Here is a 20,247-nt window from a genome sequence, read left to right on the forward strand (position 1 = left end):
CCAGTGGCCGCAGCGCTGAATCTGGTAAACGCCGCAGCGGGCAAGAGGCTGGGCGCGTGGCTGCTTGACGCCGTTCCCGTGGTACTCGCCGGAATGGTCTTCGCGGCCGTGAGCGGGGACGGCCTCGCACGGATGGGCGCCTCCGAGGCGGCCGCGGCGTCCGTGGCCTCCTCCTACCTCGTGTTCGCCGCCGTCGTCCTCGCGTACGGAATCGCCGTCTGGGGCTGGGAGGCGCACAGCGGGAAGACCCCCGGGAACCTCGCGCTCGGCCTGCGCACCACGGACGAGGACGGATTCGCGCCGGGATGGCTCAAGGTCTTCCTGCGCCGGCTGGTCATCGCGGTGGCTGGCGTGGTTCCCTTGGCGGGTCCTGTGGTGGTGGTCCTGTCCAACCTCTGGGATCCGAACCACCAGCGGCAGGGATGGCACGACAGGATCGCCAAGACGCTCGTCGTCGACGTCAACCAGGGGAGGAACCCGATCACGACGGGGGGGCTTTTTGGTCCGTCGACGTTCGCCCCCGGCGGCACCACCGCGCCGGGCCACCCGGACCTTTCCGCTACGGGCCAAGAGCACGAGTGGCCCGCGCTGCGCGCCGACTACCGTGGCACGGGACCCATAGAGAGCGTTCCGGGGCACCGGGCCCAGGACGCTCCCGCCCCGGCGGTCGCCGAAGAGGATCTCGGCTACACGCAATTGCGTCCGACCGGGCCAAAGACCGTGGGGGCCCGGCTGGTGTTCGACGACGGCCAGGTGCTGGATCTGGCCACGACGGCCCTCGTCGGCCGGAATCCCGCGCCGTCGGGTTCCGAGGACATCGCGGAACTGGTCAACTTCGCGGACATGGGCCGCTCCGTGTCCAAGACGCATCTGCATGTGGCGGCCGACGGCTCCGGCGTGTGGGTGACCGACCGCAACTCCACCAATGGATCCGGCATCACGGGGGTCGACGGCCGGCGGCGGGAGCTCGCCGCGGGCCACTCCCAGCGCGCGGCCTTCGGCGAGACCGTGAACTTCGGGGAACGACACTTCAGGATCGAACGCTCATGAGCCACACAGAGACCGATCACGCCGCGGGCAACTTTCGGCTCGCCTACGGGGTCGCCACGGACCGCGGCCTGCGCAGGCCACTGAACGAGGACTCGTACCTCGCGGACCGCAACCTCTTCGCCGTCGCCGACGGCATGGGCGGCCACGAGGCCGGCGAGGTGGCCAGCAGCATCTGCGTCGGTACCCTCGCGCAGGGACAGGACGACGCCGGAGGTGCCCTCGGCGCCGCCGACCTGCAGGAGCTCATGCGCGCCGCCGACCTGGCGATCCGCCAGGCGGCCGGATCGCGGGCGGGCACCACCCTCTCCGGGACCGCGCTGGTCCGCGAGGGCGGCGTTCCCTACTGGCTGGTGTTCAACGTGGGCGATTCACGCACGTACCTGCTCAGCCGGGGTCTCCTCGCGCAGGTCAGCGTCGACCACTCGGAGGTTCAGGAACTCGTTGACGGCGGCGAGATCACGGCCGAGGAGGCGCTCGTCCATCCCCGGCGCCACGTCATCACCCGGGCACTCGGGACGGGGGACAACAGCGCCGCGGACTTCTGGATGTTGCCGGTGCGGGCGGGCGACCGGCTGATGGTCTGCTCGGACGGGCTCACCGGCGAGGTGGGCGACGCCGACGTCGCGGACTTGTTGACGCGGCACGCGGCCCCGCAGGACGCGGTCGACGCGCTGGTCCAGGCGGCACTCCGTTCCGGCGGAAGGGACAACATCACCGTGATCGTGGTCGACGTGGTGCACGTGCACGACGACGGGCATGCGGACACGGCGCCGCGTCCGGAGGCGGAAGACGCCCACACCAGGCCGCGCGCGGAGGAGGACGGCTCGTGAACCTGGATATCCGTTACGTTCCGGGTCCGTGGCTTGCCCTGGTCAGGTCCAGGCACATGGTGTTGTTGCCGGGGGGGACCGCCGCCGCGGAGATCGACGCACTCTGGGAGGCGCTGGGATCGGATCCCTCCGTGGAGTCGCTGCTCTCGGCCGTGCTGGCGGGCCGCGGCCTGTCGCTGACCGGAATGCCCCCGTTCGGAATCCTCGCGCTGGACGAGGACCTCCACGTGATCCTGCGGGGACCGCTGTCCCTCTCGGCTTCCGGGCACGAGTTGGGAACCCACGCCAACGGAATGGGCGTGACGACGTGGATGGAACGCCGCCTGTCGGGCCAGGAAAGGCTGACGGTCGCCACCGACGACTCGGCCCGGGCATCGGCCGACGACGGGGCGGTAGGCCTGCCCCTGGTCGAGGGCGTGGTGCCTTTCGGGCGCATCGTTGCCGAGCTTCCGTCGTCCTGCGACGGGCAGGTCATCGAGCCGCTGTCCGCGCCTACTCCCCAGGTGGCGTCCGCGCCGGAACCCGCACCCGCGCCGGAACCCGCACCCGATCCGGAACCCGCACCCGATCCGGACCCCGTGCTGGCGCCCGTGCCGGACCCCGCACCCGAGCGGGCCGCCGTCTCCGAGGAAACCTCCGCGTTCCACGGCGAGGTGGAGGACGCCCCCGGCATCAACGACACGATGGTCACGGCAGACGAAGCCGACGAGGAAAGCACCATCCTGTCCCCGGAGGCCGGGCCAAGGACGCCGGGGCCAACGGCGCCCGAACCGCCGGGCGATGCGCACGAAATGATCGACGCGGTCCCGTGGCTCGCCGCGGCGCGCGTGGCGTCGCCGAAACCGGAGCCCGCGGCGCCGGCGACTGCCGTCCATGCTGCCGAGGCCGGCGACCACGACGGACACACGCTGATGCGCGGCGACCTGCCGAAGGGGCGCGCGGCCACCGCCGCCGCGACCGGTAAGGCCGCCGAGGCCGGCGGGCCCAAGGTACTCGGCAGGATGTGCGCGTCCGGGCACGCCAACCCGCCGACGTCGTCCTCGTGCGGCCACTGCGCCGCCCCCCTGGCGTCCGAGGCGCTCCCGACCCCGCGACCCTCGCTGGGCCGCATGGTGGTTTCCACGGGCGAGACCGTCGAGCTGGACCGGTCCGCCGTCGTCGGACGCCAACCGTCGGCTTCGCGCGTGGCCAGCGGGACCATGCCGCGCCTCGTCCAGGTGCGCAGCCCGGGCGGGGACATCTCCCGGTCCCACCTGGAGGTTCGGCTGGATGGGTGGCACGTCATGCTTGCGGACCTCAATGCCACCAACGGCACCATGCTCGTGCGTCCCGGGCAACCGCCGCGCCGGCTGGCGAAGGGGGAGTCCCTGATGCTGCTGGACGGCGACATCGCCGACCTGGGGGACGGCGTGTGGTTGCGCTTCGAGGGACTCCTGTGAGCGGCAAGCGCCCGCCCGCCCCACCCCCGACCATCGCCGGCTACGAATACGTCAGCCTGCTGGGCACCGGCGGATTCTCCGACGTGTACCTGTACCAGCAGGACCGGCCCCGCCGGAAGGTGGCGGTGAAGGTCCTGCTGTCCGACCTCAAGACCGAGGGCGCGCGGCGCCGTTTCGAGTCCGAGGCCAACCTCATGGCCCAGCTCTCCTCCCACCCCTATATCGTCACGATCTTCGAGGCGAACGTCACGGGCGAGGGGCACTCGTACCTGGCCATGGAGTACTGCTCGCGGCCCAGCCTCGACGTGCGCTACCGCCGGGCGCGACTCGGCGTGGACGAGGTGCTCTCCATCGGCATCCAGGTCGCCTCCGCCGTCGAAACGGCCCACCGCGCGGGGATCGTTCACCGGGACATCAAGCCCGCCAACATCCTGGTCACGGACTACAACCGGCCCGCGCTGACCGACTTCGGCATCTCCGGCACCACGGACACGCTGGACGACGAGGCGGGGCTCTCGATTCCCTGGTCGCCGCCCGAGGCCTTCGACGGTGGCGCGCCGGAGGGCGTGCGCATGGACGTCTGGTCCCTCGGCGCCACGATCTACACGCTGCTGGCGGGCCGCTCGCCCTTCGTTCGGACCGGTGCGGACAACTCCCAGCGCGAGCTCATCTCCCGCATCGCGAATTCCCCGCTCCAGCCGCTGAACCGCGCCGACGTGCCGTCCGCGCTGGAGCAGACCCTCGCGACCGCGATGTCCAAGGATCCCGCGGGGCGGTTCGCCTCGGCGCACCAACTCGCGCTGTCGCTGCAGCGAGTGCAGGCCGAACTCGGCCTGTCGGTGACGCCGTTCGAGGTGCTCGACGACGCCGGCTTCGCCGAGGAGCGGGGATCGGACGACGACGGGGACGCGACCCGACTGCGCCAAGTCGTTTCGATCGATCCGCGGGGCAACACCGGATCCGCGACCGGCGAGGGCGGTCCCCCGCAGTCCGACGCGGACGCGTGGGACCACACCCTCATGCGAACGCCGGCGGTGGACGAGGGGTCCACCACCGAGCGCGCGGCCACCGGGCGTGCCGCAACGCAACCGGGATGGGTGCCCGCCGTGCCCACCGACGTCGGGCGGCCGCGGGAGCCCGTGTCCGGGCAACGGTTCCCCACCGGGCTCGTGGCGGGCATCGCCTCCGTCGCCGCCGTCGTCATGGCGGGCGCGCTGGTGGCGAACACCGTGTTGGATGGCGCCGAATCCGACGCCGGTTCCGGCGGCCCGCAGCCCACCCGTGGTCCATCGGACCCGCTCGCCGGGACGGAGGGCACGGTCGCGCCCGCGACCGGGTTCGAGACGGCCGTGGCCGGGGAAACGGTGAGGTTCACGTGGGAGAACGCGGACCCCCACGACGGCGATGTGTACTTCTGGGCTCCGGTGACGGCGACGGACCAGGGCGAGAACCGGAAGACCGAGGCGACCGGCGTCGAGACCCCCCGCGTCGAGGGCCAGCCGACGTGCATTCAGGTGACGGTCGTGCGCTCCACGGGGCGGGCCTCCGAGCCGGCCCGGCATTGCGCCGCCGGGTAGGGGCCGGGACCTTTGTTCAATTCGGTAGATAATCTGGGCGGCAAAGAAGACGGAGGGACGGATGTGGTGGCCGGGATAAACATCGATTTCTGCGGGGAGTGGTTCCCCGTCGCCGAGGAGCAGGTCTTCGCCATCGGCCGCGAGGGCGATCTCGAGGTCGACGACAATCCCTACCTCCACCGGCGGTTCCTGACCCTGGCCCGGTACGACGGCATGTGGTGGCTCTCCAACGTCGGCAGCCGGCTGTCGGCCACCGTCACCGACGCGACCGGTGGCCTGCAGGCCTGGGTCGCCCCCGGTGCCCGCCTGCCGCTGGTCTTCGCCCACACGAACGTGGTCTTCACCGCCGGCCCCACCACCTACGAGTTCGCCGTGCATCTGACGGCCCCGGCGTTCCGGCAGGAATGGACCGCGGACAGCGGCGAGGGCCAAACCACCATCGGCCCGGTGCTGCTGACGGAGTCCCAGCGGGCACTCGTCGTCGCACTCGCCGAACCGATGCTGCGGCGCGACGGAACGGGCCTGAGCTCGATCCCCTCGTCGGCGAAGGCGTCCCAACGGCTGGGGTGGCAGCTCACCAAGTTCAACCGCAAACTGGACAACGTCTGCGACAAGCTGGACCGCGCCGGCGTCGCGGGACTGCGCGGCGGCCCGGGAAAGCTGGCGACCAACCGCAGGGCGCGGCTGGTCGAGCATGCGGTGACATCGCACTTGGTGACTCCGGCGGATCTCCGGTTGCTGGAGTCCGCCCCGCCCGCCGACGAATAACCGGGCGCAGTACCTTCCGCCGTGGGGCAAGATAGGACTGTGAACGACAAGCCCGAGACCAGCACCCCCAGCGACACCCCGCCCGAGGCCGTCCCGTCCGACGCCGTCCGCGACGAGTACCAACGGCTGGCCGACGACGTCCGCCGCTACCGCTTCGCCTACTACAGCCAGGACGAGCCGCTGGTCTCGGACGCCGAGTTCGACGCCCTCTTCCGGCGCCTCGGGGAAATCGAACAGCTGCATCCCGAGATCGTGGCCAACGACTCGCCGACGCAGGCGGTCGGCGGCGAGGTGTCCGCGGCCTTCGCGCCGGTGGACCACCTGAGCAGGATGTACTCGCTGGAGGACCTGTTCTCCATCGACGAGCTCCGGGCCTGGCTGGAACGGGCCGCCGCCAACGCCACGACGCGGGCGTCCGCGGAGGAGCTGCGCTGGCTCTGTGAGGTGAAGATCGACGGACTCGCCGTGAACCTGCTCTACCGGGACGGGAAACTGGTGCGGGCAGCCACACGGGGCGACGGCACCACGGGCGAGGACGTCACGCACAACGTGCTCACCATCAAGACCATTCCCACCGAGCTCGCGGGATCCGGCTGGCCGGCGGAGGTGGAGATCAGGGGCGAGATCTTCTTCCCCTCGGCAGCCTTCCGCGCCTTCAACGAATCGCTGCTGGAGGCGGGCAAGGCCCAGCTCGCGAACCCGCGCAACGCGGCGGCGGGCTCCCTGCGCCAGAAGAACGCCGCGGAAACCGCAAAACGGCCGCTGGACATGTTCGTCCACGGCATCGGCGTGCGCGAGGGCCTGGCGTCGGAGTCGCAATCGGAGACCTACGCGCTGCTGGAGACGTGGGGCCTGCCGGTGAGTCCCTACGCGCGCGTCGTAAAAACACCCGAGGACGTCCTGTCCTACATCGGCGAATTCGAGGACCGCCGACATTCGCTCGTGCATGAGATCGACGGCATCGTCATCAAGGCGGACTCCTTCGCCATCCAGCGGGCCCTCGGCTACACGTCGCGGGTGCCGCGTTGGTCGGCCGCCTACAAGTACGCGCCGGAGGAGGTCCACACGTGGCTCCTCGACATCCGGGTGAACGTGGGACGGACCGGACGCGTCACCCCCTACGCCGTGATGGAACCGGTCAAGGTGGCCGGTTCCACCGTCGAGATGGCCACCCTGCACAACCAGGACGTCGTCAAGGCGAAGGGCGTCCTCATCGGGGACGTCGTCGTCCTGCGCAAGGCCGGGGACGTCATTCCGGAGATCGTCGGGCCGGTCCTGCCGCTGCGCGAGGGCCGCGAGGACGAGTTGCGCGAGTTCGTGATGCCCACCGAGTGCCCCTCGTGCGGGAGCACGCTGGCCCCGGCGAAGGAGGGGGACATCGACATCCGGTGCCTCAACGCGAGATCCTGTCCGTCGCAGCTCAAGGAACGCGTGGCGCACCTGGCGGGCCGGGGGGCCTTCGACATCGAAGCGCTGGGCTACGAGGCGGCCCATGCTCTCACGGCGCCGGCGGAGCCCGTCCCGGGGCCCCTGGCCACCGAGGCGGATCTCTTCGACCTGTCGCCGGAGCAGCTGGCGGGAGTGCGCATCGAACGCGAAAAGCGGTCCAAGGGAGTCGGCACGGGGCAGTTCGAACTGGTCCCGTACTTCTGGACCAAGGGCACCGCCAAGGTGCCGTCCAAGCCGAGCGCCAACACGAACAAGCTGTTCAACGAACTCGAGAAGGCCAAGTCGCAGCCGCTCTGGCGGGTCATCGTTGCCCTGTCCATCCGCCACGTGGGACCCACCGCGTCCCGGGCGCTCGCCACCAGGTTCGGCACCATGGATGCCATTCGGGCCGCTGCCGCGGAGGAGGACGGCCGGGCCAAACTGGCCGACGTCGACGGCGTGGGGCCGATTATCGCCGACGCCCTCATCGAGTGGCTGGACGTCGACTGGCACCTGGAAATCCTGGACAGGTGGGCGGCTGCCGGGGTGCGGATGGCGGACGAGGTCGACGCCGACACCCCGCGCACGCTCGAGGGCCTCACCGTCGTCGTCACGGGATCGCTCGAGGGCTTCAGCCGCGACGAGGCCAAGGAAGCCATCATCGTCCGCGGCGGCAAGGCCTCCGGTTCCGTTTCCAAGAAGACCTCCTACGTGGTGGCCGGGGACTCCGCGGGCACCAAGCTGGACAAGGCCGTGGCGCTCGGAGTCCCGGTCCTGGACGAGGATGGCTTCCGCGACCTGCTCGCCAACGGGCCGCAAACGGCGCCGGATCCAGCTGCCCCGCCCGCCGCCGAAAACACACCCGAAAACGCACCCGAGGAAGGGCCCGAATGAACCTGCCCACCCCCACCGATCTGCTCGACGTCGCGCGCCGGGCGGCGGCCGCCGGCGCCGCCGTCCTCGCCGAACGCCCCACGGCGCGGGTCGAGACCGACACCAAGAGCGCGGCAGGGGACTGGGTCACTGACTTCGACCGCCGCGCCGAGCAGGCCGTGCGGGACGTCATCGTCGCGGAACGTCCACACGACGAGATCACCGGCGAGGAATACGGCACCACCACCCCCGCGGAACCCAGCGGATACAGCTGGTCGATCGACCCGCTGGACGGCACCACGAACTTCGTCCGCGGGATCCTCTACTACGCGACGTCCGTCGCCGTTTCCGGGCCCGACGCCGGAGCGCCGGGGGGGCGCGACTGGCTCGCCGGCGTCGTCTACGCCCCGGCGCTGGCGCGCGTCTACTGGGCCTCGCGCGGGCAGGGAGCCTGGCTCTCCTCCACGGGGGCCGGCGGCGCGGCCGGCGAACCGCAACGACTGGCCGGACCCGTGCCGGACGCCGAAGGCGCCCTGATCGCCACCGGCTTCGGGTACGACGCCGGGCGGCGAAGCCGGCAGGTGTCCGCCCTCAACGACCTGCTGCCCGGCTTCGCGAACGTCCGCCGGCTCGGGTCCGCGGCGCTGGACCTGTGCCTCGTGGCCGACGGAACGCTGGACGCCTACGCGGAATACGGCACGCAGGTACACGACTGGGCAGCAGCCGCGCTCATCGCGGAGGAGGCCGGCGTTCCGGTCCTGCGTCCGACGACGGAGCCGGGCTGGTCGGCCGCCGGCTACTTCGACTTCGGCCGACTCGTCGACCTGGAGACCCCCGCGTGAGCGTGACCGTCCGCCAGGCGATTCCCGACGACTACCCCGACATCGCGCGCATCACCGTGGCCGCGTACCTCGCCTCGGGCCACTTCGACGCGGAATCGCCGTATCTGCGCTTCATCGCGGACGTCGCCGAGCGGCACCAACACGCCGACGTCTGGGTGGCGGAGGTCGCCGGGGCCGTCGTCGGATCCGTGACCCTGGTGCGCAGGGGCAGCCGCTACGCCGACATCGCCCTGGACGGCGAACTCGAGTTCCGCATGCTCGCCGTCGATCCCGGGGTCCAGCGCACGGGCGCCGGCCGGGCCCTGGTCCGCGCCATCGTCGCCCACGCGCGCGCACTCGAGGGTGTCCACGCCGTGAGCCTGACCACCGGCGAGGTCTGGGGCGTTCCCCGCCGGCTGTACGCCTCGGAGGGTTTCACGCACACCCGGAAGCGGGACTGGCTGGTGCCGGGGACGGACATCCGTCTGGTCGTCTACGTCCTGGATCTCGACGACTAGACTGGGTGGGAAACAATCGCCACCCTAGACACGGGAGATACATGTCTGCCATCAGCCGTGAGGACGTCGTTCACCTGTCCCGGCTCGCCCACATCGAAATGACCGACGCGGAGCTGGACAAGATGTCCGGAGATCTCGCAGTCATCGTCGATGCGATCGCCAGCGTCAGCGAGGCAGCCGGGGACGACGTGCCCGCCACGAGCCACCCGATTCCGCTGGTCAACGTGATGCGCGAGGACGTCGTCGGGCCCACGCTCACGAACGAACAGGCCCTGCTGAACGCCCCGGACTCCGCGGACTCGCGCTTCAAGGTCCCGGCCATCCTGGATGGGGAGTAAAGACATGGACAACATCATCAAGCTCTCCGCCGTCGAACTGGCCGACAGGCTCCGCGCCGGCGAAGTGACCTCCGTGCAGGCCGTCCAGGCACACCTGGACCGCATCGCCGAGGTCGACGGCGGGGACCGCGGCGTCAACGCCTTCCTGCACCTGAACGCCGAGGAGGCCCTCGCCGTCGCCGCCGAGGTCGACGCCATCCGCGCGGCCGGCGGTGCCGACGCCGAGGCGCTCCACCCGCTGGCCGGCGTGCCGATCGCCGTGAAGGACCTCATCGTGACGGTCGGCCAACCGACCACCGCGGGATCGAAGATGCTCGAGGGCTGGATGAGCCCCTACGACGCCACCGTCATCACCAAGGTGCGCGCCGCGAAGCTGCCGATCCTGGGCAAGACCAACCTGGACGAGTTCGCGATGGGTTCCTCCACCGAGCACTCCGCCTACGGCCCCACGCGCAACCCGTGGGACCTGGACCGCATCCCCGGCGGATCCGGTGGCGGCTCCGCCGCGGCCGTCGCCGCGTTCGAGGCGCCCTTGGCCCTCGGCACCGACACCGGCGGGTCAATCCGCCAGCCCGGAGCCGTCACCGGAACCGTCGGCGTCAAGCCGACCTACGGCGGCGTGTCCCGGTACGGGGCCATAGCCATGGCGTCCTCGCTGGACCAAATCGGCCCCGTCACCCGGACCGTCCTGGACTCCGCCTACCTCCACGAGCTCATCGGCGGCCACGACCCGGCGGACTCCACGTCCCTGGACGAGCCCGTCCCCGCGCTGGTCGAGGCCGCGCGGCAGGGGCTCACGGGCGACCTCGCCGGCGTGCGCGTCGGCGTCGTCATGGAACTGCAGGGCGAGGGCTACGAGCCCGGAGTCCAGCAGCGCTTCGACGAGTCGCTCGACCTGCTGCGCGGCGCGGGCGCCGAGATCGTCGAGGTCTCCTGCCCGAACCTGAAATACGCGCTCGGCGCCTACTACCTGATCATGCCCTCGGAGGTCTCCTCCAACCTGGCGAAGTTCGACGGCGTGCGCTTCGGCAAGCGGGTCCTTCCCGCCGACGGACCCATGACGATCGAGCGCGTGATGGGCGCGACGCGCGCCGCCGGCTTCGGCGACGAGGTCAAGCGCCGCATCATCCTGGGCACCTACGCGCTGTCCGCCGGATACTACGACGCGTACTACGGGTCGGCGCAGAAGGTGCGCACGCTCATCCAGCGCGACTTCGCCGCCGCGTTCGAGGCCGCCGACGTGCTGGTGTCCCCTACGTCGCCCACCGTCGCGTTCAAGCTCGGCTCCCAGCTGGAGGACCCGCTGGCGATGTACCTCAACGACGTCGCCACGATCCCCGCGAACATGGCGGGCATCCCCGGGATCTCCGTCCCGGGCGGCCTGTCCGAGGGCCTGCCCGTGGGCATCCAGTTCCTGGCTCCCGCCCGCGAGGACGCCCGCCTGTACCGCGCCGGCGCCGCGCTGGAGAAGCTCCTCGAGGACTCGTGGGGCGGGCCGCTCATCAACCAGGTCCCCGACCTGGCCGCCGCAACCCTGGGAGGTGCCGCCTAGCATGGCCGCTTTCACCGATGTGCTCGTGGACTTCGACGAAGCCCTGGACAAGTACGATCCGGTCCTGGGCTTCGAGGTCCACGTCGAACTGAGCACCAAGACCAAGATGTTCTCCGCGGCGCCGAACGTGTTCGGCGACGAACCGAACACCAACGTCACGCCCGTGTGCCTGGGCCTGCCCGGCGTGCTGCCGGTGGTCAACAAGACCGCCGTCGAATACGCGATCCTGATCGGCCTGGCGCTGAACTGCAAGATCGCCGAGACCTGCGGCTTCGCCCGGAAGAACTACTTCTACCCGGACACCCCGAAGAACTTCCAGACCTCGCAGTACGACGACCCGATCGCGTACGACGGCTACCTGGACATCGAGCTCTCCGACGGCGAGGTCTTCCGCGTGGAGATCGAGCGCGCCCACATGGAGGAGGACGCCGGCAAGCTGACCCACATGGGCGGCGCGACCGGCCGCATCCAGGGCGCGGACTTCTCGCTGGTGGACTACAACCGCTCCGGCGTCCCGCTGGTGGAGATCGTCACGAAGCCGATCACCGGCGCCGGCAAGCGCGCCCCCGAGTTGGCGAAGGCGTACGTCGCGGCGGTCCGCGAGATCGTGAAGAACCTCGGCGTCTCCGACGCGAAGATGGAGCGCGGCAATGTGCGCTGCGACGCCAACGTCTCGCTGATGCCCAAGGACGCGACCGTGTTCGGCACGCGCACCGAGACGAAGAACGTGAACTCGCTGCGCGCCGTCGAGCACGCCGTGCGCTTCGAGATCGAGCGCCATGCCGGGGTCCTGGATTCCGGGGCGAAGATCGTCCAGGAGACGCGCCACTGGCACGAGGACACGCGCACGACGACGTCGGGCCGGCCCAAGTCCGACGCCGACGACTACCGCTACTTCCCGGAGCCGGACCTCGTGCCGATCGTGACGACCACGGAATGGATCGAGGAGCTGCGCTCGCGCCTCCCCGAGCCGCCGTCCGTGCGCCGCAAGCGCCTGCAGGGGGACTGGGGCTACGCCGACGCGGAGTTCCGCGACGTCGTCAACGCCGGCCTGCTCGACGCCATCGAGGAGACCATCGCCGCCGGTGCGAGCCCCGCCGTCGCCCGCAAGTGGTGGATGGGCGAGATCTCGCGCCTGGCCAAGAACGCCGACGTCGACCCGGGCGCCCTGGGCGTCGCGCCGGCGACGATCATCGAGCTCAACGCGCTGATCGAGGCCAAGAAGATCAACGACAAGATCGCCCGCCAGGTGCTCGAGTTCGTGGTTGCGGGGGAGGGGACGCCGACGGAGATCGTCGAGAAGCGCTCGCTCGCCGTCGTCAACGACGACTCCGCGCTTGGTGCCGCGATCGACGACGCGATGGCCGCGATGCCGGGCGTGGTCGACAAGATCAAGGACGGCAAGCTGCAGGCGATCGGCGCCCTCATCGGCCCGGTCATGAAGGCCACGCGCGGCCAGGCCGACGCGGCCCGCGTGCGCGAGCTGGTGCTGGAGAAGCTCGGCATCGAGGGCTAGCGCCACCCCAGCACCCCCCCGCTCTCCCCGCCCCGCGAAGTGGACATTACCGCCGGTTGTTCCGATAGGTGATGTCCACTTCGCGGGGTTGGTGCGTATGTTGGGGGGATGAATTCCGTGCCGGACGCCGACGTCGCGATCACCGACGCGCTGGTCCGTGCGCTGCTGGCCGAGCAGCACCCGGACCTCGCCGGGCTGAACCTGGAACGCGTGGACAACGGTTGGGACAACGTGGTTTACCGTCTGGGCGATGCTCTGTGCGTGCGGCTTCCGCGGAGGCGGTCCGCACACCGGCTCCTGCTCAACGAGGTCCGTTGGCTGCCGTTCCTGGCCGCGCGGCTGCCGCTACTCATCCCGGCCGCGGTGCGGCGCGGCCGGCCCGCGCACGGATATCCGTACCACTGGGCCGTGGTGCCGTGGTACGAGGGCCGCAGCGCGGCCCTGGCCGAGCCGTCCGAACGCGACGGATACGCGCGCCAACTGGCGGCCTTCCTGCGTGCGCTCCACGTGCCGGCCCCCGGCGACGCGCCGCGCAACCTCGTTCGCGGCGTTCCGCTCGCCACCCGTGCCGAGGCCTTCGCCGAGCGGCTCGCCGTGGGCCGGCTACCCGACGCCGACGCGCTGCGCACCGTCTTCGACGAGGCGGCCGGCGCCCCGCGCCACACCGGTCCTGCGCTCTGGCTCCACGGGGACCCGCACCCGCACAACATGGTGCTGGCCGCCGGCGACGGGCCGCCGCGGTTGGCCGCCGTCGTCGACTTCGGGGACCTCGCCGCGGGGGACCCCGCGTCCGACCTCGCCGCGGCGTGGCTCCATTTCACGGCCGCCGGACGGAGCGAGTTCCGGTCCGCGCTCGTGACGGACAGCGGGCGTCCGCTGCACGACGACGACACCTGGCTCCGCGCCCGGGGTTGGGCCGTCCACCTCGGCGCCATGATGGCCCTACTGCCGTCCGGTGATCCGCTCCACGAAGTCGGGCTCCATGCCCTGCGGGAGGCGGCGGATGTGCCCTAGGGTGGGAAACCCGACGAATAGGAGCATTCCATGAAGAAGATCCTGATGGTGTTGACCAGCGTCTCCGAGCTGGGGGACACGGGCGAGAAGACCGGCTACAACGTCGCCGAGGCCGCGCATCCGTGGAAGGTGTTCCGGGATTCGGGCCACTTCGTGGACTTCGCGTCCATTGCCGGTGGGCAGCCGCCGCGTGACGAGGTCGACGCCGACGATCCCCTCCAGGTGGCCTTCACCGAGGACGAGACCGCCCGCGCGGGCCTCTACAACACGGCGCGCGTCGACGTGGTGGACCCCGGCCAGTACGACGCCGTTTTCCTCGTCGGCGGGCACGGCACCATGTGGGACTTCCCCGACAGCGACGGCCTGCAGAAGCTCGTGGGCGGGGTGTACGACGCCGGCGGCGTCGTGGGTGCGGTGTGCCACGGACCGGCCGGCCTGGTCAACGTGGAACTGGCCAACGGGTTCCGCCTGGTCGAGGGGCGCAAGGTGGCGGCCTTCACCAACGACGAGGAGGTGGCCGCGGGCAAGGACAAGATCATCCCGTTCTTCCTGGCGGACCGGCTCGAGGAGCGGGGCGCTACGCACGTGTCGGCCGACGTCTTCCAGGAGAAGGTCGTGGTGGACGACCGGCTGGTGACCGGCCAGAACCCCGCGTCCGCCGCCGGCGTGGCGAAGGAGATGGAGAAGCTCCTCGCGGAGGTCATCCACCAGGAGAAGGCCGAGGAACAAAGCGAGTCGGAGGCGCTGCGGGCCGAGCGGGACGCCGAGAAGGACGCCAAGAAGGCCGCCGACCAGTCCGGGCACTGACCCGGCGCGTCAGCCGTCTTCCCCGGCCAGTTCGCGCATCGCCGTGCCGATGGCGTCTGCCACCCGGCGGACCGAACGCCGCCGGAGGGTTTCCGGCCGGGCCAGCAGATCGATCCGGCGCCGGTTGTTGATCCCCTCCAGCGGGCGCAGGACCACGCCTGCGCCCGCCGCGACGGCCGCGGTGTACCGGGGAAGGATGCCGAACACGTTGCCGGTCCCCACCAGGGCCGCCACCGTGGTGTAGTCGTTGATCCGGTGCACCACGCGCGGGGCGCTGCCGCTTACGGCCGACAGCGCGGCGAGGATGTCCGCCGGCGAGTACCCCTCCCTGCTGACCACCCAGTCCGCGCCGGTCAGGTCCTGGGGAAGCAGGGCATCGCGGTCGGCCAGGGGGTGCGCGGCGGGCAGCGCGATGTCCAGCGGCTCGTGGGTCAGCGGGACCACCGCCACGCGGTCCGTGGGCCAGCGCGGCGTGTGGTCCATGCGGTGCGCCAGCACCAGGTCGTAGCGCGCGGTCAGCGCCGGGAATTCCTGCTGCGCCACGTCCTCGTCGAAGAACATCGGCAGGGGGGCGCCGGCGCCGGCGATCGCCCCCAACAGGGGAGCGAACAGTGCCTGCCCCACCGAGTGGAAACCGGAGATGGTGACGGCGGCCTCGTCGTCGTCCTGGAACGCGCCGATGGCCGCACGGGCGTCTGCCATCGAGGCGATGACGGCGGCTCCGGCCGTGGCCAGGACGCGGCCGGCGTCGGTGAGTACCAGGTTTCTTCCTTCCTTGCGGGTCAGAGGGACGTCGACGCCGCGCTGAAGCAACGCCAGCTGCTGGGAGACGGCCGACGGCGTGACGAACAGCGCCTGGGCGACCGCCTTCACGCTTCCCAGATCCCCGAGCTCGCGGAGAATCTGCAACTGATGGATTTCCATGTAGGTAATACTAAATCGTCCATTGAGAAACGCGTGGTTGTTCTAAACTCTGCGCAATGGTGACATGGGACCCATGAAAGCGCTCTACAAATCAGGTCCGCACGCGGGCCTGGAACTCGTTGACCGCCCCGAGCCCGAGGCCGGGCCCCACGACGTCAAGATCCGGGTCATGACCACCGGCATCTGCGGCACCGACCTGCACATCCTGGCGGACGACGACGCGGCGAGGGCCATGATCCGGACGCCGCTGATCCCCGGGCACGAGTTCTACGGCGAAGTCGTCGAGGTCGGCGGGCTCGCGACGCACATCCGGGTCGGTGACCGCGTGTCGGGCGAGGGGCACATCGTGTGCGGGATGTGCCGCAACTGCCGGGCCGGCCGGCGCCAGATGTGCATCGACACCGTGTCCGTCGGCGTGCAGCGCGACGGGGCCTTCGCCGAATACGTCGTCGTCCCCGAGGCCAACGTGTGGGTGCACCGAGACGACGCCATCACGCCGGAGCTCGGCGCGATCTTCGACCCGTTCGGCAACGCCGTCCACACGGCACTGTCCTTCCCCATGGTGGGCGAGGACGTGCTGATCACCGGCGCCGGACCGATCGGGCTCATGGCCATTGAGGTCGCACGTCATGCGGGTGCCCGCAAGATCGTCATCACCGACGTTTCGGCGCCTCGCCTCGAACTCGCCCGCGGCCTGGGCGTGGACCTCGCCGTCGATGTTTCGACGACCCGCATCGCGGATGCGCAGAAGGAGTTGTGTCTGGTCGAGGGCTTCGACATCGGCCTGGAGATGTCCGGCCACCCGACGGCGCTTCCGGAGATGATCGACAACATGAACCACGGTGGCAAGATCGCCATGCTCGGCCTCCCGAGCCAGCCGATCGACATCAACTGGGGGAAGGTGGTCACGCACATGCTCACGCTCAAGGGCATCTACGGCCGCGAGATGTTCGAGACCTGGTACGCGATGAGTGCCATGCTCCAGTCCAACACCCAGCTGCGCGAGCGCATCGCCTCGGTCGTCACCGACCGCCTTCCCGCCACGGAGTGGGAGGCCGGATTCGCCGCCGCCCGTGCCGGCAACGGCGGCAAGGTCGTGCTCGACTGGTCAGTCTTCTAGGAAGGAACGCCACACCATGTACACGAACCTCAGGGACCAGCTGGCCGCCGAATTGGACGAGATGGAGCGGGCCGGGCTGCTCAAGCGCGAGCGCCACATCGATTCGGCCCAGTCCAGCCACGTTGCCGCCGGCGCGTTGGGCGAGCCGGCGCGGCCGGTGCTGAACTTCTGCGCAAACAACTACCTGGGCCTCGCGGACCATCCGGAGGTCGTCGCGGCAGCCAAGTCCGCCATGGACGAACGCGGCTTCGGCATGGCCTCCGTCCGCTTCATCTGCGGCACGCAGGATCTCCACCTGAAGCTGGAGAAGCGCGTCTCGGAATTCCTCGGCACCGAGGACACCATTCTGTTCTCCAGCTGCTTCGACGCCAACGGCGGCGTCTTCGAATCGCTGTTCGGTCCCGGGGACGCCATCATCTCCGACGCGCTGAACCACGCCTCGATCATCGACGGCATCCGGCTGTCCAAGGCCAGCCGGTTCCGCTACGCCAACCGGGACATGGCCGACCTCGAGGCCCAGCTGCGGGCCGCCGCGCTGATGAACGACGGCGCCGGCCCGCGTCGGCAGATCATCGTCACCGACGGCGTTTTCTCGATGGACGGATACCTCGCCCCGCTCGCGGACATCTGCGACCTCGCCGAACGCTACGGTGCACTGATGATGGTGGACGATTCCCACGCCGTCGGATTCATGGGCGCCACGGGAGCCGGTACTCCCGAGCACGCCGGCGTCGCCGACCGCGTAGACATCTTCACCGGGACATTCGGCAAGGCCCTCGGCGGCGCGTCCGGTGGATATGTCTCCGCCCGCGGCGAGATCGTCGCCATGCTCCGCCAGAAGGCCCGCCCGTATCTCTTCTCCAACTCGCTGGCCCCGGCGATCGTCGCGGCGACGCTGACCGCGCTGGACCTCGTCGCGGAGTCCGTCGAGCTCCGGGCACGGCTGTTCGAGAACGCCTCCCACTTCCGCCGCCGCATGTCCCAGGAGGGCTTCGAGCTCCTTTCGGGCGAGCACGCCATCATCCCGGTCATGTTCGGCGACGCGGCCAAGGCCGCCCAGGTCGCGGACAGGATGCTGGCCGGCGGCGTCTTCGTCACTGCGTTCAGTTACCCGGTGGTCCCGAGGGGGGCCGCCCGCATCCGCGTCCAGCTCTCCGCGGCGCACTCGGCCGAGGACATCGAGGCCTGCGTCGCTGCCTTCGTCGCCGCGCGCTAGGGACTGCGTTGCGGTCGCCGGTCCTCCACGGACCGGGGGATACGCTGGCGCCATGGCGGAGACGGCGGAAACCCTCGAATGCGATGTCCTGATTGTCGGCGGCGGGATCGCGGGGCTTTCGCTGGCTTCGGAACTGGCCGCCGAGACGTCGGTCGTGCTTTTGGAGGCGGAGGCGACCCTCGCGTTCCACACATCCGGGCGATCGGCCCAGCAACTGATACCCAGCTACGGGCCGCCCGTCGTGCGCGCGCTCACCAACCGCACCATTGACGCCCTCACGGCCCTTTCCTCCAGGGCCGTGCCGCTCGTGTGGCCGAGCCGGTTCATGCTGGTGGGCGACGCCGCCGACGTCCGGACCCATCGCACAGACACCATGCGCGAGATCGGGCCCGCCCATGCCGTTGGGTTGGCGCCGGTTCTACGGGCGGGTTCGTTCGAGGCCGCCGGCCTCGACGAGACCAGTTTCCGGACGGATGCCGCCGCGTTGATCGAGCACCACCGGTCCCTGGCCGTGGCCCGCGGCGCCCGGATCCTGACCGGCGAACGCGTGCGGACGGCGCAGCGGGACGACTCCGACTGGCTGGTCTCGTCCTCCGGCGGCACGGTACGCGCGCGCCGGGTCGTCAACGCCGCGGGAGCCTGGGCGGACCGGGTCGCGGAGATGTTCGGCGCCCGGCCGATCGGCCTGGTGGCGCTGCGGCGCACCGCCGCGTACGTGGACGTCCCGCGTCCACTGGATCCCGCGACGCCCATGGTCGCTTCGGCGGACCACACCTGGTACTTCCGGCCGCACGGCGACCGGGTACTGGTGTCCGCGGCGGAGGCCGTTCCCGCCGAGGCCGGGGACGCGCAACCGGTCGCCGCGGATGTCGCGGCGCTCGTCGACCGGCTCAACTCGATCACCGCGCTGGGCATCACCGGCGTCGCGTGCGCCTGGACCGGACTGCGCACCGAGTCGGCGGACGGCGTCCCCGTCCTCGGATTCGATCCGCGCGTGGAGGGATTCCTCTGGCTCGCCGGACAGGGCGGGTACGGATTCCAGACGTCCACCGGCATGGCGGAGCTCGCCGCCGCCCAGCTAGTGGGCCGCGAGGCGCCCTTTCCGGATTGGGTGGTCGCGGGACTGGCACCTCGGCGGTTCGTGTCGCCGCCGGTTTAGGCGCCCTCGGCCACCGCGGAGGCGATCACGCCGATGCCAAGAACCGCCAGGATGGCGCTCGACACCCGTTCCAGCCATTCGTTGACCACCGGCCGCCGCAACCACGCGACGGCGCGCGTAGCCACCAGGATCAGCACCACGAAGTAAGCCAATCCGATGCCCGCGAAGAGCGCGCCGAGCGCCAGGGCCGCCAGCAGCGTGTTGGATCCGGCGGGGATGAACTGCGGCATCAAGGCCAGGAAGAACAGCCCGATCTTCGGGTTCAGCGTGGACGACAAGACCCCGGCGAGGAAGGCCGGCGTCGTGCCTTGGGCCTTGCGTCCGGCGGACGTCCCGGACGCCTGGGTGTTCGCCGCGTCGCCCGTGCCCGTGTGCCGGGCGGCGGCCGTGTCCGCCGCCGCGGCGCGCCGGGCGGCCAGGAAAGACCCGGCCCCCAGCCACACCAGGTAGAGGCCGCCGGCGATCTTGAGCCACTGGTACACCTCGGCCGACTGCTGGAGCAGCGCGGCCACGCCGACGCCGACCAGGAGGGCCCAGACCATGCTGCCGAGCAGGCAGCCGAATGCCGCCGCGAAACCGGACCGCGCCCCGGCGAGTCCATAGCGGAGCACCAGAAACGTGTCCGGACCCGGCGTGAGCGCCAGCACCGTGGCGAGCCCCGCGAAGGCGAGGAGCGATGCCAGGGTCACGGTGCCGCGGTCTCGCCCGCGACCGCGTCGATCGACACCACGGCAAGGATTCCGCGCCCCGAAACCTCCGGCGTGCGTTCCCCGGAGCCGACGACGGCGTCGTACCGTTCCAGCGCGACGCCCCCGCCGGCCGTCGCGCTGCCCTGAAGCAGGACCGCGTGCTGCCCGCCGAAGACGGGGTGGGGACGCTTCTTGGAGAGCTCGACGATGGCCACGTGCGCACGGAAACCGGCGGACGTGATGACGTTGAGATCGCGGATGCCGCCCGTGGGAAGCGTCGCGGACGTCGGGACGCCGCCGTCGAACCGGAACGGCCGGTGCCTCTCCAATCCCTGCTCGCGACCGCCCACGGTGAGGACCAACAGTTCGCCCTCCACCACGGTGAGGATGCGCTCCGTGCCGGGGAAAACGGAGAAGGGTCCGGCCTTGTCCACGTCCGCGAGGCTGATCCGCCAGCCCCAGTCGTCCGCGCCGGCGCCCTTTGGGCCGCGGGCGATTTCGCGTGTGGTGCCGCCGCCGTTGCGCCACCGTTCCGTCCGCAGGTCTGCGGCCCGGACGATGGGCGGAGTCTCGTTCGAATGCATGCCCATCAGCCTAGTTCGCGTGGG

Annotated in this window: 19 protein-coding genes; 16 read left to right on the top strand and 3 right to left on the bottom strand. The window is 70.8% G+C overall.

Going from position 1 to position 20,247, the window contains the following annotated elements; translation table 11 throughout:
* The first annotated feature begins 3 nt into the window (after positions 1 to 3).
* The 13 genes from ACHAAJ_RS00150 (at position 4) to ACHAAJ_RS00210 (ending at position 14,531) form a co-directional block, all read left to right on the top strand.
* Positions 4 to 1,050 (top strand): RDD family protein, encoded by a 1,047-nt coding sequence (locus tag ACHAAJ_RS00150; protein WP_435725788.1) that lies wholly within the window; start codon positions 4 to 6, stop codon positions 1,048 to 1,050.
* A complete protein-coding gene (locus ACHAAJ_RS00155; RefSeq protein WP_435725789.1) occupies positions 1,047 to 1,880 on the top strand; it encodes a PP2C family protein-serine/threonine phosphatase in 834 nt (277 codons plus the stop codon). Before ACHAAJ_RS00150 ends, ACHAAJ_RS00155 begins: the two co-directional genes overlap by 4 nt.
* Complete coding sequence (locus ACHAAJ_RS00160) at positions 1,877 to 3,319, top strand: FHA domain-containing protein (RefSeq protein WP_435725790.1); 1,443 nt, start codon at positions 1,877 to 1,879, stop codon at positions 3,317 to 3,319. The genes ACHAAJ_RS00155 and ACHAAJ_RS00160 overlap by 4 nt, the downstream gene beginning before the upstream one ends.
* Positions 3,316 to 4,896 (top strand): serine/threonine-protein kinase, encoded by a 1,581-nt coding sequence (locus ACHAAJ_RS00165; protein ID WP_435725791.1) that lies wholly within the window; start codon positions 3,316 to 3,318, stop codon positions 4,894 to 4,896. The genes ACHAAJ_RS00160 and ACHAAJ_RS00165 overlap by 4 nt, the downstream gene beginning before the upstream one ends.
* Positions 4,897 to 4,962: 66 nt before the next feature.
* Positions 4,963 to 5,664, top strand: a complete 702-nt coding sequence (locus ACHAAJ_RS00170; protein ID WP_435725792.1) for a hypothetical protein — start codon at positions 4,963 to 4,965, stop codon at positions 5,662 to 5,664.
* 39 nt (positions 5,665 to 5,703) lie between these two features.
* A complete protein-coding gene (ligA, locus tag ACHAAJ_RS00175; RefSeq protein WP_435725793.1) occupies positions 5,704 to 7,986 on the top strand; it encodes an NAD-dependent DNA ligase LigA in 2,283 nt (760 codons plus the stop codon).
* A gap of 2 nt (positions 7,987 to 7,988) precedes the next feature.
* The gene (locus ACHAAJ_RS00180; RefSeq protein WP_435726214.1) at positions 7,989 to 8,807 is read left to right on the top strand and encodes an inositol monophosphatase family protein; all 819 of its coding nucleotides are present in this window, start codon (positions 7,989 to 7,991) and stop codon (positions 8,805 to 8,807) included.
* Entirely contained in the window at positions 8,804 to 9,304 is a 501-nt protein-coding gene (locus tag ACHAAJ_RS00185; protein WP_435725794.1) for a GNAT family N-acetyltransferase, read from the top strand. Before ACHAAJ_RS00180 ends, ACHAAJ_RS00185 begins: the two co-directional genes overlap by 4 nt.
* A gap of 41 nt (positions 9,305 to 9,345) precedes the next feature.
* Positions 9,346 to 9,642, top strand: coding sequence for an Asp-tRNA(Asn)/Glu-tRNA(Gln) amidotransferase subunit GatC (gatC, locus tag ACHAAJ_RS00190; RefSeq protein WP_435725795.1), 297 nt, complete (start codon positions 9,346 to 9,348; stop codon positions 9,640 to 9,642).
* Positions 9,643 to 9,646: 4 nt separating this feature from the next.
* The gene (gatA, locus tag ACHAAJ_RS00195) at positions 9,647 to 11,194 is read left to right on the top strand and encodes an Asp-tRNA(Asn)/Glu-tRNA(Gln) amidotransferase subunit GatA (RefSeq protein ID WP_435725796.1); all 1,548 of its coding nucleotides are present in this window, start codon (positions 9,647 to 9,649) and stop codon (positions 11,192 to 11,194) included.
* A gap of 1 nt (position 11,195) precedes the next feature.
* Positions 11,196 to 12,710: an Asp-tRNA(Asn)/Glu-tRNA(Gln) amidotransferase subunit GatB gene (gene gatB, locus ACHAAJ_RS00200; protein ID WP_435725797.1), complete on the top strand. Its 1,515-nt coding sequence runs from the start codon at positions 11,196 to 11,198 to the stop codon at positions 12,708 to 12,710.
* A gap of 108 nt (positions 12,711 to 12,818) precedes the next feature.
* Positions 12,819 to 13,724: an aminoglycoside phosphotransferase family protein gene (locus ACHAAJ_RS00205; protein WP_435725798.1), complete on the top strand. Its 906-nt coding sequence runs from the start codon at positions 12,819 to 12,821 to the stop codon at positions 13,722 to 13,724.
* 30 nt (positions 13,725 to 13,754) lie between these two features.
* Positions 13,755 to 14,531 carry a type 1 glutamine amidotransferase domain-containing protein gene (locus ACHAAJ_RS00210; protein WP_435725799.1) on the top strand — a complete coding sequence of 259 codons (777 nt, stop codon included), beginning with the start codon at positions 13,755 to 13,757 and terminating at the stop codon, positions 14,529 to 14,531.
* A 9-nt stretch (positions 14,532 to 14,540) separates the two neighbouring features.
* Here the strand turns inward: ACHAAJ_RS00210 and ACHAAJ_RS00215 are convergent, their stop codons facing one another.
* Entirely contained in the window at positions 14,541 to 15,455 is a 915-nt protein-coding gene (locus ACHAAJ_RS00215; protein WP_435725800.1) for a LysR family transcriptional regulator, read from the bottom strand.
* Between the two features lie 73 nt (positions 15,456 to 15,528).
* On the opposite strand from ACHAAJ_RS00215, the gene tdh reads away from it, so the two are divergent.
* The 3 genes from tdh to ACHAAJ_RS00230 are packed head-to-tail and all read left to right on the top strand — an operon-like array spanning position 15,529 to position 18,950.
* Positions 15,529 to 16,575 carry an L-threonine 3-dehydrogenase gene (gene tdh, locus ACHAAJ_RS00220; RefSeq protein WP_435726215.1) on the top strand — a complete coding sequence of 349 codons (1,047 nt, stop codon included), beginning with the start codon at positions 15,529 to 15,531 and terminating at the stop codon, positions 16,573 to 16,575.
* A gap of 16 nt (positions 16,576 to 16,591) precedes the next feature.
* Positions 16,592 to 17,791, top strand: coding sequence for a glycine C-acetyltransferase (locus ACHAAJ_RS00225; protein ID WP_435725801.1), 1,200 nt, complete (start codon positions 16,592 to 16,594; stop codon positions 17,789 to 17,791).
* Positions 17,792 to 17,843: 52 nt separating this feature from the next.
* On the top strand, positions 17,844 to 18,950 hold the full coding sequence (locus ACHAAJ_RS00230; protein ID WP_435725802.1) for an NAD(P)/FAD-dependent oxidoreductase: 1,107 nt from the start codon (positions 17,844 to 17,846) through the stop codon (positions 18,948 to 18,950).
* Here ACHAAJ_RS00230 and ACHAAJ_RS00235 read toward each other — a convergent pair.
* Positions 18,947 to 19,639, bottom strand: coding sequence for a LysE family translocator (locus ACHAAJ_RS00235; protein ID WP_435725803.1), 693 nt, complete (start codon positions 19,637 to 19,639; stop codon positions 18,947 to 18,949). The genes ACHAAJ_RS00230 and ACHAAJ_RS00235 overlap by 4 nt on opposite strands.
* The gene (locus tag ACHAAJ_RS00240) at positions 19,636 to 20,223 is read right to left on the bottom strand and encodes a HutD/Ves family protein (protein ID WP_435725804.1); all 588 of its coding nucleotides are present in this window, start codon (positions 20,221 to 20,223) and stop codon (positions 19,636 to 19,638) included. Before ACHAAJ_RS00240 ends, ACHAAJ_RS00235 begins: the two co-directional genes overlap by 4 nt.
* Positions 20,224 to 20,247 lie beyond the last annotated feature (24 nt).

It is taken from the genome of Arthrobacter arnarulunnguaqae, from assembly GCF_051262515.1.
Classification (GTDB): domain Bacteria; phylum Actinomycetota; class Actinomycetes; order Actinomycetales; family Micrococcaceae; genus Arthrobacter_N.